The following is a 13,345-nucleotide window of genomic DNA, read 5'->3' as shown; positions in this document are numbered from 1 at the left end:
ATGCCGGCCAACGGCGCTCCTACGAAGATCACGCAGGGCTCGCAGACCAAGGGCGGCATCGGCGAGTCCACGCTCCGCCCGGACGGCACCCTCAAGGTGACCGGCGAGTTCGCGTACTCGTCCGACATGTGGCACGAGGACATGCTGTGGGGCCAGATCCTGCGCTCCACCGTCGCCCACGCCGAGATCGTCTCGATCGACACCTCCGAGGCCCTGGCCACGGCCGGCGTCTACGCGGTGCTGACGTACGACGACCTGCCCACCGAGGTGAAGAACTACGGCCTGGAGATCCAGGACACCCCGGTCCTCGCGCACGGCAAGGTACGCCACCACGGCGAGCCGGTCGCGCTGGTCGCCGCCGACCACCCGGAGACGGCCCGCCGCGCCGCCGCCAAGATCAAGGTCGAGTACCGCGAACTCCCGGTCATCACCGACGAGAAGTCGGCCCTGGCCCCGGACGCGATCCTCGTCCACGAGAACCGCGACGACCACCACATCGGGCACGTCCCGCACCCCAACATCGTGCACCGCCAGCCGATCATCCGCGGCAACGTGGCGGAGGCCCGCAAGCGGGCCGACGTGATCGTCGAGGGCGAGTACACCTTCGGCATGCAGGACCAGGCCTTCCTCGGCCCCGAGTCCGGCCTCGCCGTCCCCGAGGAGGACGGCGGCGTCCACCTCTACATCGCCACCCAGTGGCTCCACTCCGACCTGCGCCAGATCGCGCCCGTCCTCGGCCTGCCCGAGGAGAAGGTGCGCATGACGCTGGCCGGCGTCGGCGGCGCGTTCGGCGGCCGCGAGGACCTGTCGATGCAGATCCACGCCTGTCTCCTGGCCCTGCGCACCGGCAAGCCCGTCAAGATCGTCTACAACCGGTTCGAGTCCTTCTTCGGGCACGTCCACCGGCACCCGGCGAAGCTGTACTACGAGCACGGTGCCACCAAGGACGGCAAGCTCACGCACATGAAGTGCAGGATCGTCCTGGACGGCGGCGCCTACGCCTCCGCCTCCCCGGCGGTCGTCGGCAACGCCTCGTCCCTGTCGGTGGGCCCCTACGTGATCGACGACGTCGACATCGAGGCCATCGCCCTCTACACCAACAACCCGCCCTGCGGCGCCATGCGCGGCTTCGGCGCGGTCCAGGCGTGCTTCGCCTACGAGGCGCAGATGGACAAGCTGGCGAAGAAGCTCGGCATGGACCCGGTGGAGTTCCGGCAGCTGAACGCGATGGAGCAGGGGACCGTCATGCCGACCGGGCAGCCGGTCGACTCCCCGGCCCCGGTCGCCGAACTGCTGCGCCGCGTCAAGGCGATGCCGCTCCCGCCGGAGCGCCAGTGGGAGTCCAGCGAGGGCGCCGACGTACGGCAACTGCCCGGCGGTCTGTCCAACACCACGCACGGCGAAGGCGTCGTACGCGGCATCGGCTACGCGGTCGGCATCAAGAACGTCGGCTTCTCCGAGGGCTTCGACGACTACTCCACCGCCAAGGTGCGCATGGAAGTCATCAACGGTGAACCGGTCGCAACCGTGCACACCGCGATGGCGGAGGTCGGCCAGGGCGGTGTCACCGTCCACGCGCAGATCGCCCGCACCGAGCTCGGCGTCACCCAGGTGACCATCCACCCGGCCGACACCCAGGTGGGTTCGGCGGGCTCCACCTCGGCCTCCCGGCAGACGTACGTCACCGGCGGCGCCGTGAAGAACGCCTGCGAGCTCGTGCGCGAGAGGGTCCTGGAGATCGGCCGGCGCAGGTTCGGCTCCTACCACCCGGCCTGGGCGACCGCCGAACTCCTGCTGGAGGGGGGCAAGGTCGTCACCGACGGCGGCGAGGTCCTCGGCGACCTGGTCGACGTCCTGGAGGACGAGGTCGTGGAGATCGAGGAGGAGTGGCGGCACCGGCCGACCGAGGCCTTCGACCTGCGCACCGGCCAGGGCAACGGCCACGTCCAGTACTCCTTCGCCGCGCACCGCGCCGTCGTCGAGGTCGACACCGAGCTCGGCCTGGTCAAGGTCATCGAACTGGCCTGCGCCCAGGACGTCGGCAAGGCGCTCAACCCGCTCTCCGTCATCGGCCAGATCCAGGGCGGTACGACCCAGGGCCTGGGCGTGGCAGTGATGGAGGAGATCATCGTCGACCCGAAGACCGCCAAGGTCAGGAACCCCTCCTTCACGGACTACCTGATCCCCACGATTCTCGACACGCCGACCATCCCGGTCGACGTGCTCGAACTCGCCGACGAGCACGCCCCGTACGGGCTGCGCGGCATCGGCGAGGCCCCGACCCTGTCGTCCACCCCGGCCGTCCTCGCGGCGATCCGGAACGCGACCGGGCTGGAGCTCAACCGCACGCCGGTGCGGCCCGAGCACCTCACGGGAACCGCGTAACAACCCCACAGCTCTCCGGGCGGCGCCGGGAACGTCACACACTCCGCCGCGCCGCCCGGAGGAACCCCCTTTGAGTTCCGCACCGCTCGCGGTCCTTGAAGTACCAGGAAATTCGTTCGTCTCGGGCCGTCCCCCGGGTCGTCCATTCCCAAATCCCGTGCCCGCAAGGCGGGTTGCGCGGGTGCCCCTTTGAACCTTGGGAGTTGGCCCATGACCCAGCAGTCAGTGGAGCCCAGGACCGCAGCCGACGACGCCGGTGATGGCAGCCGCGTCCCGGCCGGCCGGTCCTGGCTCGACCGGTACTTCCACATATCCCACAGAGGATCGACGGTCGCGAGGGAGGTGCGCGGTGGCATCACCACGTTCATGGCGATGGCCTACATCCTCCTGCTCAATCCGCTCATCCTGTCCGGCAAGGACATCCACGGCGACACGCTCGGCCAGAAGGCGCTGATCACCGCCACCGCGTTCGCGGCGGCCTTCACCACGCTGGTGATGGGCTTCGTCGGCAAGGTGCCGCTCGCCCTCGCCGCGGGCCTGTCGGTCTCCGGCGTCCTGTCCTCGCAGGTCGTCCCCAACATGACCTGGCCGCAGGCCATGGGCATGTGTGTGATGTACGGCGCCGTCATCATGCTGCTCGTCGTCACCGGCCTGCGCGAGATGATCATGAACGCGATCCCGCTCGCGCTCAAGCACGGCATCACCATGGGCATCGGCCTGTTCATCGCGCTCATCGGTCTCTACAAGTCCGGCTTCGTGCACAAGGGCGAGGCCACCCCGCTCAGCCTCGGCCCGGCGGGCCAGCTCACCGGCTGGCCGGTGCTGCTCTTCGCCGGCACCCTGCTGCTGATCTTCATGCTCCAGGCGCGCAACATCCCCGGCGCCATCCTGATCGGCATCGTCTCCGGCACGATCGTCGCCGCCGTCCTCAACGGCCTCGGTGTCATCGACGCCAAGCAGTGGGCCAACGGCGCTCCCGAACTGCACGGCAGCGCGGTCTCGATGCCCGACTTCTCGCTCTTCGGGCACGTGGCGTTCGGCGGCTGGGGCAAGGTCGGCGCGATGACGATCGGCATGATCGTCTTCACCCTGGTGCTCGCCGGCTTCTTCGACGCGATGGCCACCATCATCGGTGTCGGCACCGAGGCCGAACTCGCCGACGACAAGGGCCGGATGCCGGGCCTGTCCAAGGCGCTGTTCATCGACGGCGCCGGCGGGGCGATCGGCGGTGTGGCGGGCGGCTCCGGCCAGACGGTGTTCATCGAGTCCGCCACCGGCGTCGGTGAGGGCGCCCGTACCGGTCTCGCCTCCGTCGTCACCGGCCTGTTCTTCGCGGCCTGTCTGTTCTTCACCCCGGTCACCGCGATCGTCCCGCAGGAGGTCGCCTCCGCCGCCCTGGTGGTCATCGGCGCGATGATGCTGATGAACGCCCGGCACGTGGACTGGGCCGACCGCGCCACCGCGATCCCGGTCTTCCTGACCGTCGTCCTGATGCCCTTCACGTACACCATCACCTCCGGTGTCGCGGCGGGTGTCATCTCCTACACCGCCATCAAGGTCGCCCAGGGCAAGGCCCGCGAGATCGGTGCCTTCATGTGGGGCCTGACGGTCATCTTCCTGGTGTACTTCGCCCTGCATCCCATCGAGGGCTGGCTCGGCGTGCACTAGCGCCGGGTGAACGCCCCTTCCCCGCACACCCGTTAGGAGACCGACAGATGCTGGACATCGCCGAGGAGCTGCACCGGTGGGTCGAGCAGGGCCGTGACTTCGCCGTCGCCACCGTGGTGGCCGTCGGCGGCAGTGCACCGCGCCAGCCCGGCGCCGCCCTCGCGGTGGACGCCGAGGGCACGGCCGTCGGCTCGGTCTCCGGCGGGTGCGTGGAGGGCGCCGTGTACGAGCTGTGCCGACAGGCGCTTCAGGACGGGGAAACCGTGCTCGAACGCTTCGGTTACAGCGACGAGGATGCCTTCGCCGTCGGCCTGACCTGTGGCGGCGTCATCGACATCCTCGTCACACCGGTCCGGGCGGACGGTCCCGCCCGGCAGGTGCTCGCCGCCGCGCTGGCCGCCGCCGCCCGTGGGGAGGCGGCGGCGGTCGCGCGGATCGTGGAGGGCCCGGCCGAGCTGCGGGGCCGGGCCCTCCTCGTCCGCCCCGACGGCTCCTTCGCCGGCGGTTTCGGCGGCCATCCCGGGCTGGACCGCACCGTCGCCGCCGAGGCCGGCGCCTTCCTGGACGCGGGCCGCACCGGCACCCTGGAGATCGGCGAACAGGGCTCGCGCTGCGGTGCCCCGCTCACCGTCCTGGTCGAGTCCTCCGTCCCGGCGCCCCGGATGATCGTCTTCGGCGCGATCGACTTCGCCGCCGCGCTGGTCCGCGTCGGCAAGTTCCTGGGCTACCACGTCACGGTGTGCGACGCCCGCCCGGTGTTCGCCACCAGGACCCGCTTCCCCGAGGCCGACGAGATCGTCGTCGAGTGGCCGCACACGTACCTGGAGCGCACCGAGGTCGACGGCCGCACCGTCCTGTGCGTCCTCACCCACGACGCCAAGTTCGACGTCCCCCTGCTCGCGCTGGCCCTGCGGCTGCCGGTCGCCTACGTCGGCGCGATGGGCTCCCGCCGCACCCACCTCGACCGCAACGAGCGGCTGCGCGAGGTGGGCGTCACCGAACTCGAACTGGCCCGGCTGCGCTCGCCGATCGGCCTCGACCTCGGCGCCCGTACGCCGGAGGAGACGGCCCTGTCCATCGGCGCGGAGATCGTCGCGAACCGGCGCGGCGGCAGCGGCGTCTCGCTCACCGGCGCGCACACCCCCATCCACCGCGACCTGGCCGCGCTCCCGGCCGGGAGGATCGGGTCGGTGGCCTGAGGCCGGCCCCGGCTCACGCCCGCCGGAGCAGGCGGTTGACCGCCCGGCCGAACACCGCGCGTGCCGTGCGTTCCAGTACGCCGTCGAAGGCGCGCGGCAGCAACCTCACCCGCAGTTCCTCCCGCCACACCACCCGGCTGCGGCCCCCGGGCCCGGGACTGACCTCGATCTCCGCCCAGCCCCGCACCGCCCGGCCGCGCTTCTCCAGGCGGCACAGCCCGCCCTCGCCGTCGGCGGGCGGGCGCCAGAGAGTGACCTCCATGACGTCGTCGAAGGCCAGCGGACCGACGCCGGAACGGGCCACGAAGCGCGTGCCCACGTCGGTGGGCCCGTCGGTGAGCACCCTGATCCGGGTCAGCGGGACCGCGTCGGCGTGGCGGGGCCACTCGGTGAGCCGGCGCCACGCCTCGTCGAGGGGGAGCGGGGCCGTACGGGCGAAGGAGAAGATCGGCACGGCACGATCGTAGGCAATGGGCGCCGGTCAGCGGGGCGTTCGGGCCCCGCTCCACCGCACGGAGGACCGACCCGGGGCGGAATCAGGGCCGGTAGACCTTGCCCGGCTCCGCCTTGCCGGGCGCCAGCAGCTGAGGAACCGTCACGAAGACGTATCCGCGCGCCTTCAGCGCGTCGATGATGCCGGGTACGGCGGGCACGGTGCCGGGGTAGATGTCGTGCAGCAGGATGATCCCGTCCCGGGACGCCTGGTCCAGGACCCGCTGGGTGATGAGCCCGGAGTCGTTCGTCGTGTAGTCCTTGGCGGTCACGCTCCACAGCACCTCCGCCAGGCCCATCTCCTTGGCGATCTTGTGCACGTTGCTGTCCGTACGGCCCTGCGGCGGGCGCATCAGCGTGGGCCTGCGTCCGGTGAGCCGCTCGATCGCGTCGTCCGGCCGCTTCAGCTCCTCGCGTATCTGTGCGTCCGGTATCCGCGTGAGGATCTTGTGGTCCCAGGTGTGGCTCGCGACCTCGTGCCCCTCGGCCGCCATCCGCTTGACCAGCTGCGGGTACTTCTCGATGTGGTTCTTGCCCAGGAGGAAGAAGGTCGCCGGGACCTTTTTCGCCCTGAGGATGTCGAGCAGCCGCGCCGAGTTCTCACTGGGCCCCGCGTCGAAGGTGAGCGCGATGCACCTGGCCTCCCGGCAGTCGACGGTGCCGAACCCCGCCGGAGCCCCGTGCGCCGCCGCGGCCCGTACGGTGCTCGGTGCGGTCGTGTCGACCTGCGCGCAGCCGGACAGCGTGAGCGCCAGGCCGACCGCGGCCGGGGCGAGCGAGGCCGGACGCAACCTCCGGGCGGCTCGGCACATCTTCCTGGTCGCGGGTTTCGGCGTCGGGATCGTGTCGGTCGAAAGAGGCATGCGGGCGACTATACACTCAGTGTGTAGATCTGGTGTTCGAGTGCGGGGATGCCCCGGGAACGCCCGACCGGGAGCACCATGGGAGGAGAGGCACCGCGGAGGAGGACGGCCATGCGCTTCCGGGACCGTGCCGAAGCCGGACGGGAACTCGCCGGACTGCTGAGCGACCTGCGCGACCAGGGCGCCCTCGTCGATCCGCTCGTCCTCGCCCTGCCACGCGGCGGCATCGCCGTCGCCGAGCCCGTCGCCCGTGCCCTCGACGCCCAGCTCGACGTGCTCATCGTCCGCAAGATCGGCGCCCCGCACCACCAGGAGTTCGCCGTCGGCGCGTTGGTCGGCGACGATCCGCCGCTCTTCAACACCGGCTCCCTGGACCGGCTCGGCCTGACCGAGGAGTCCATGGCCCCGGTGGTCGAACGCGAGCGGCGGGAGCTGCGGCGCCGTGAGGAGCGCTACCGCGGCGGCCGGCCGGCGCCGGACCCCGCGGGCCGTACGGTGATCGTCGTCGACGACGGGCTGGCCACGGGCGCCACCGCCCGGGCGGCCCTGCGCCATGTGCGGCGGCACGGGCCCGCGCGGCTCGTCCTGGCCGTTCCCGTCGGGGCGCCGGACTCCGTCGACCGGCTCTCCGGCGAGGCCGACCTGGTCGTGTGCCCGCATCAGCCCGCCGGGTTCAGCGCGGTGGGGCAGTGGTACGAGGACTTCCAGCAGCTTTCCGATGCGGAGGTGCTGGCCGCACTGGGGCGGTGACGGGTGGCGCCGCCGGGGTCTCCGGCCGTTGCCGGGTGCGGCGGCGTCGTGGCTCGTCGCGCTCACGCGGCGGAGCCGCACATCGACACAGCCCCTCGCCCCTTGGCCGGTTGCGCCGGCGTAACCTGCACAGCTGCCCCTCGGTCGTCCCGGTCACCGCTCTTTGGTAACGGCCCCGTGCACACCAGTAGTACCGGGTCGGCACGCGGAGTAACCTCGGGGCCATGACGCGCACGGGGGAGCGAGCCGTCAAGTCGTTACGGACACCGACGTGGATCGCACGCATCGAGGCGTCGGACGGGCAGGTGCTCGGCGCGGGGGTGCTGCTCGCCCGCGACCGGGTGCTCACCGCGGCCCATGTCGTCCGCCCCGGCCCGCGCTATGTCGTCCGGCTGGTCGGCGTGCCCGGCGCCGTCGCCGCCACGGTGCGCGCCGACGAGCACGTGCCGGACCACGACGACGGCCTCGGCGGCCGCAGCGGCGACCTCGCCCTGCTGCGGCTGGCCGAGCCGCTGCCCGCCGAGCACGCCACCCGGCTCTACCGGCTCGCCACCGCGCACGGCCCCGTGAGCATGTACGGCTTTCCGGACGGCCACGACGAGGGCCGCTGGCACGACGCCACCCTGCTCGCCGCCCGCGGCCGGGACAGCCGGGTGCAGCTGCGTCCGGTCACGACGGGCGAACTGGCCGCCCCCGGCTTCAGCGGCGGGGGAGTGGTCGACCACGCCACCGACCGGGTCATCGGCATCGTCCTCAGCGTGGACCGGGGGCCGGGTTCCGTCTTCACCCACATGAGCCCCACCGAGACCATCATCAGCCATCTGCCGCAGGTCGCCGACTGGAGCGACGGCGCCGAAGCCGTCGATCCCCGGCTGCGCACCGGCACCCCCGGCCGGGCCGGCCGGCTCGACATCGACTTCGCCACCGAACTCGCCGGCTGGTTCCGGGGCGAGGGCTGGCCGGTGCTCGTCACCGTCGTTCCCGCCCGCGGCGACCGCGCCTTCACCCTCGAGCGGGCCGTCACCCTCGCCGACCGGGAACTGCGCACCCACCGCAACACCAGCGCCTACCACCACGACCCGCCCGAGACCGTCCCCCCGGCCGGTGCCCACGATCTCGCCCTGGACATCAAGGGACTGACGGCCGCTCAGGTCACGGACCGGATCGCCGAGCGCCTCGGTCTGCGCGACGACCCCCGGCCCGAACGGCTCGGCGCCCTGCGCGTCCCGCTCGCCGCCGTCCTGGTCGGCGTCGACCAGGCCGCCGAACCCGACGCCCTGCTCGGCCTGTTGGACCGGCTCGCCCGGCAGGGAGCCCGGCTGCTGCTGGTGTTCCGCCGCCGGAGCGAACGCGGGAAACAGGCCGCCGAGTCCCTCGTACGCCGCCCGCTGCACGACCGCTGGAGCCGGCTGCACGCCGAACTCGACCGGATCGTGGACGAGTTGGGACCCGGCCTCGACCGGCTCCGGGACGGTGTCCTGCCCGGCCCCGCCACCCGGCAGCTGGTGGAGCAGGCCGAGGCGGGCGTACGGCGCACCCGGATGCTGCGCTCCTGGGTCGCCCACAGCCCCGAGCGGGAGCGCGAACCCGGCCGTGCCGACCTGCTGTTCACCTTCGAGGACGCCGCCGACCGCCGAAGACAGCGCCTGGAACAGGCGATCGGCGTCCTCGACGCCCGGCTGCGCCGCCGCGAGGAACTCCTCGGCCGGGTCGGCGCCGAGTGGCCGCTGTGCCGCGCCCGGGCCGCCGCGCACGGCGACCGGGTCATGGAGGCCTACCGGCTCTACGAGCACGCCCTGTCCCTGCTGCGGCACACCCCCTGCGACCTCGAGCGCGCCGAGGCCGCCGTCGAGCGCTTCGTCGACTTCTGCTCGGCCCCGGCACCGTCCACCCCGGCCGGGCCGACGGAACCCGCCGCACCCGCCGCACCCGGCGCATCCCGGAAGGAGAGCGCACCGTGACCTCGTGCATCCGGCCCGGCTGCGCGGGCCACATCATGCGCACCGGCTACTGCGACACCTGCGGCCGCCGCCACGCCGAGCCGCACACCGCACCGCGTCCGGAGCCACCGTCACCGGTCGCACCGCGCACCGCACCGCGCACCCCGCTCCCGGGCGGCCCGGCCGAGGAGAGCCCGGGCCCGCCGGCCGTGCACGCCGTCGCCGGGGTCGGCGACCTCGACCAGCACGGACTGGTCGTGCTGCCCGAGGTGCCCGCCCCCGACGACGTGCTCGTGACCGACCCCCACCCGCCCACCGGCGGCCGCCGCTGCGGCGCGGGCGGCTGCACCATGACCATCGGCATCGGCTACGGCGGCCGGCCCGCCCCCGCCACCGGCCACTGCCCCCGCTGCGGCACGCCCTACTCCCTGCTGCCCCAGCTGAACAAGGGCGATGTGGTCGCCGGCCACTACCGCGTCCTCGGCCTGCTCGGCGGGGGCGGGCTCGGCTGGATCCATCTCGCCGAGGACACCCGCGCCGACGGGTACCGGGTCGTCCTCAAGGGCCAGATCGACGTCCACGACGCGCTCGCCCGCCGCAACGCCGTCGAGGAGCGCCGCTCCCTGACCGACCTGCACCACCCCGACATCGTCCGGCTCATCACCTACGCCGACCACCACGTCCCCGGCCGTCCGCCCACCGGCTACCTGGTCATGGACTACATCGGCGGCCGTTCCCTGCAGCAGCTGTTCGACGCCGACGACGTCGAACGGATCTTCCACGGCCGCCCCCGCCTGGACCACGTCCTCACCTACGGCTGCAAGATCCTCGGCGCCCTGCAGTACATGCACGAACGCGGGCTGCTGTACTGCGACATGAAGCCCGCCAACGTCATCCACTTCGGCCGGGCGGTCAAGGTCATCGACCTCGGCGCCGTCCGCGCCATCGGCGACCGCACCTCCGCCCACGTGTGCACGGCCGCGTTCGCCCCGCCCCAGGAGGAGATCGACCGGCGCGGCTGGCACGTCGACAGCGACCTCTACACCGTCGGCACGACCCTCCAGGCGCTGGCCCGGGACACCGAACCGGCCCGCGGTCTCGCCCCGGACTCCTTCCGGCGGCTGATCGACCGCGCCACCCACCCGGAGCCGCGCGCCAGGTTCCGCTCGGCGGCCGAGATGTCCCGGCAACTCTGGGAAGTACTGCGGGAGTTCCGGTCCCTCCATTTCGGCGAGCAGCTGCCGGAGAGCTCCACCCGGTTCCGCGCCACCGGCGCCAGCCTCGACGCCGGGCTCGGTGCGATCCCGGCCCTGGACCGGTTCACCGCCCGCCCCGGCGGACAGCCGCCCGGCCTCGACGTCTCCCCGCCCGCCGCCGCCGAGGTCGCCGGCGCCCTCCCGGAACCGGTCCCCGACCCCGACGACGGAGCCGCCCTGCTGCTGGACACCTTCCCGCCCGACGCCCCCGACCGGGTCGACGAGCAGTGGCACCGTGAATCCCGCCTCGGCACCCCGGAGACCGCGCTGTGGCTGTGCCGCGCCTATCTCGGACAGGGCGAGCGGGAGCGGGCCGAGAGCTGGCTCGCCGAGGCCGAGACCCTGCTCGGCGAAGGCGCCGCCGCGCACGACTGGCGCATCGCCTGGCACCGCGGCGTGCTCCACCTCAGCAGAGGTGAAGTGCGTCAGGCCGGCGCCCGCTTCGACGCCGTCTACCGGGCCCTGCCCGGCGAGTACGTGCCCAAGCTCGCCCTCGCCTACTGCACGGAACACGAGTCCGAGGTGCCCGGACCGCAGCGCATCCCGCGGGCCATGCGGTTCTACGAGGCCGTCTGGAAGCGGGACTTCGCGCACACCGCCGCAGCCTTCGGGCTGGCCCGCGGCCATCTGGCCGGCGGTGACCGGGACGCCGCCGTCCGCGTCCTCGACGACGTGCCCGCCACCTCCCGCCACCACGACGCCGCCCGGATCGCGGCCGTCCGGGTCCGCGCCGGCATCCTGCGCGGCGAGCCGCCCGCACCGGCCGACCTGCGGGACGCCGCCCGGCGGCTGCCCGAGCTGCGTCTGGACGGCGGCGCCGCCGACGGCGAGTCCCGGGCCCGGCTGGTCGCCGAGGTCCGCGAGAACACCCTGCGCTGCCGGCCGGAACAGGGCTGGGGGCCGGAGTTCCCCGCCGGGGACCTCCTCGGACCCGGTGACGAGGACGGCCTGCGCCGCCTGCTCGAGCACTCGTTCCGCCTGCTGGCCGCGCAGGCCCGCACCGCGGGGGAGCACGGCCGGCTGCTGGACCTCGCCCACGCGGTCCGGCCGATCACCACCTTCTGACGCCCGTACCCGCCCGTGACCACCTGGGGGACACACGATGACCGTGGCCGAGGAGATCGAGGTGACACTCGCGGTCGGCCAGCAGAGGGAACTGCCCGCCGTGGCCGCGCCCGGGCAGTCCGCCGACCGGGAGATGCACGCCATCCTGGAGATCGGCGTCCGCGGCCCCGGCGGCCCGGGATCCGGCGCCGCCCCCGCGCACGGTGCGGGCCCCGCGCTCGCCGAGGTGCTGATCGTCGACACCTCCCGCTCCATGCTCCACCCCGCCGCCAAACTGCACGCGGCGAAGGACGCCACCGCCGCCGCGGTCCGGCTGCTGCCCGACGGCACCGCGTTCGCCGTGCTGTCCGGGCGGTTCGACGCCACCGTGGTCCATCCCGGACCCGGCCGGGCCCCGATGGCCGTCGCCGGGCCCGCCGAGCGGGCGGCCGCCGAGCGGGCCGTACGGATCCTGGACGCGGACGGCGGCACGGCCCTCGGCACCTGGCTCGACCTCGCCCGGCGGCTGCTGAAGGAGCAGCCCGCCCCCGTCAAGCACGTCCTGCTCCTGACCGACGGGCGCAACGAGCACGACCACCGGGCCGCCATGTCGCTGGACACCGCCCTGGACGCCTGCGAGGGCCGGTTCGTCTGCGACGCCTGGGGCATCGGCGACGACTGGGACGCCGAACTGCTGCTGCGCATCACCCGGCGGCTGCACGGCCGCGCCGGAGCGGTCCGTGAGGAGTCCGAACTGACCGAGGCGTACGAGGAGTTGGTGACCGGACTGCTCGGCACCGCGATCCCCGAGCTGCGCATCAGGATCACCCCCACCCCCGGCACCGTGATCCGCCGGGTCAAGCAGGTGGTGCCGGGCGAGCAGGAACTGCCCGCCGTTCCGGCCGGCTCCGGCGGCCGCGGCACCGAGTACGTCACCCGCGCCTGGGGCGACGAGACACGGCACTACCAGGTCGTCCTCACCGCCGACCCGGCCGGCCGCGAGAGGGGCGAGGACCTTCAGCTCGCCGCCGTGGAGGTCGCCGTACCCGACTTCGGGCGCCCGGTACGGCTGCCCGCGCCGCGGCCCGTGCTGGTCCGCTGGACCGACAACCCGCTCGACGCCTCCCGGCGGCATCCCGGAGTCCGCCGGTACGAGCTGTACCAGCAGGCGACCGCCGCCGTCGCGGGGGCCTACCAGGCCTGGCTGCGCGGCACCGACGGCCGGGCCGACGCGGACCGCCACCTGACGCGCGCCCTGGCCCTCGCCGCCGAGCTGGACGACGCCCAGCTCCTGCGCGCGCTGCGGCGGATCGAGGACGGGCAGGCCGGATCGGGCACCGGCCGGGTACGCGCCGGCCTCAAGGACGTCGACTGGCAGCACCTGATCCTCTCCAGCGCCATGACGACCCCACCACAGCCGCCCAGCCCCGGCCCACCGGCCGAGGCAGACCCCGCCACCCCCTCCGGCACCGACGCGCTGATCGAGTGCCCCCACTGCAAGTGGCTCGGCCCGGCCGACTCCGTCTACTGCGGGGGCACCTGCGGCCGCCCCCTGACCGGGCAGGCCTCATGACCCCCGCCAACGCCCCGCACACGAGCCCCGGCGGCGGTGGGCCGCACGCGGGCGCCTCGGGCGGGGGCGGACAGGGCGGCGGGCGGGCTCACGGCAACCAGGCTGGTGCCCCCGGTGGGGGCACGGGGGACCCCGGGCAGGGCGCGCAAGCAGGCGAGCCGGGTCCGTCCGGGCA

At 73.5% G+C, this 13,345-nt stretch carries 9 protein-coding genes; 7 read left to right on the top strand and 2 right to left on the bottom strand.

The features are described 5' to 3' along the window. The 3 genes from ACFYZB_RS21950 to ACFYZB_RS21940 all read left to right on the top strand — a co-directional run bounded on the left by ACFYZB_RS21950 (nucleotide 1) and on the right by ACFYZB_RS21940 (nucleotide 5,252). The gene (locus ACFYZB_RS21950; protein ID WP_388761084.1) at nucleotides 1–2,385 is read left to right on the top strand and encodes a xanthine dehydrogenase family protein molybdopterin-binding subunit; all 2,385 of its coding nucleotides are present in this window, start codon (nucleotides 1–3) and stop codon (nucleotides 2,383–2,385) included. Nucleotides 2,386–2,595: 210 nt separating this feature from the next. Next, the gene (locus tag ACFYZB_RS21945; RefSeq protein WP_351204157.1) at nucleotides 2,596–4,053 is read left to right on the top strand and encodes an NCS2 family permease; all 1,458 of its coding nucleotides are present in this window, start codon (nucleotides 2,596–2,598) and stop codon (nucleotides 4,051–4,053) included. A gap of 47 nt (nucleotides 4,054–4,100) precedes the next feature. Next, nucleotides 4,101–5,252: an XdhC family protein gene (locus ACFYZB_RS21940; RefSeq protein ID WP_388761081.1), complete on the top strand. Its 1,152-nt coding sequence runs from the start codon at nucleotides 4,101–4,103 to the stop codon at nucleotides 5,250–5,252. A gap of 13 nt (nucleotides 5,253–5,265) precedes the next feature. On the opposite strand, the gene ACFYZB_RS21935 is transcribed toward ACFYZB_RS21940, so the two are convergent. Further along, a complete protein-coding gene (locus tag ACFYZB_RS21935; protein WP_388761079.1) occupies nucleotides 5,266–5,706 on the bottom strand; it encodes an SRPBCC family protein in 441 nt (146 codons plus the stop codon). A gap of 82 nt (nucleotides 5,707–5,788) precedes the next feature. Next, complete coding sequence (locus ACFYZB_RS21930) at nucleotides 5,789–6,556, bottom strand: polysaccharide deacetylase family protein (protein ID WP_388761453.1); 768 nt, start codon at nucleotides 6,554–6,556, stop codon at nucleotides 5,789–5,791. 162 nt (nucleotides 6,557–6,718) lie between these two features. Here ACFYZB_RS21930 and ACFYZB_RS21925 point away from each other — a divergent pair, with 162 nt between their 5' ends. The 4 genes from ACFYZB_RS21925 to ACFYZB_RS21910 all read left to right on the top strand — a co-directional run bounded on the left by ACFYZB_RS21925 (nucleotide 6,719) and on the right by ACFYZB_RS21910 (nucleotide 13,170). Then, nucleotides 6,719–7,357 carry a phosphoribosyltransferase gene (locus ACFYZB_RS21925; protein ID WP_388761077.1) on the top strand — a complete coding sequence of 213 codons (639 nt, stop codon included), beginning with the start codon at nucleotides 6,719–6,721 and terminating at the stop codon, nucleotides 7,355–7,357. Between the two features lie 224 nt (nucleotides 7,358–7,581). After that, complete coding sequence (locus ACFYZB_RS21920) at nucleotides 7,582–9,318, top strand: serine protease (protein WP_388761076.1); 1,737 nt, start codon at nucleotides 7,582–7,584, stop codon at nucleotides 9,316–9,318. Then, entirely contained in the window at nucleotides 9,315–11,618 is a 2,304-nt protein-coding gene (locus tag ACFYZB_RS21915; RefSeq protein WP_388761073.1) for a tetratricopeptide repeat protein, read from the top strand. Before ACFYZB_RS21920 ends, ACFYZB_RS21915 begins: the two co-directional genes overlap by 4 nt. 37 nt (nucleotides 11,619–11,655) lie before the next feature. Continuing rightward, entirely contained in the window at nucleotides 11,656–13,170 is a 1,515-nt protein-coding gene (locus ACFYZB_RS21910; RefSeq protein ID WP_388761070.1) for a VWA domain-containing protein, read from the top strand. Nucleotides 13,171–13,345: the final 175 nt, after the last annotated feature.

It is taken from the genome of Streptomyces sp. NPDC001852, from assembly GCF_042891825.1.
Lineage (GTDB): Bacteria > Actinomycetota > Actinomycetes > Streptomycetales > Streptomycetaceae > Streptomyces.
The sequence above is the reverse complement of the archived record's forward strand: the minus strand, read 5'-3'. Positions and strand labels throughout refer to the sequence as shown.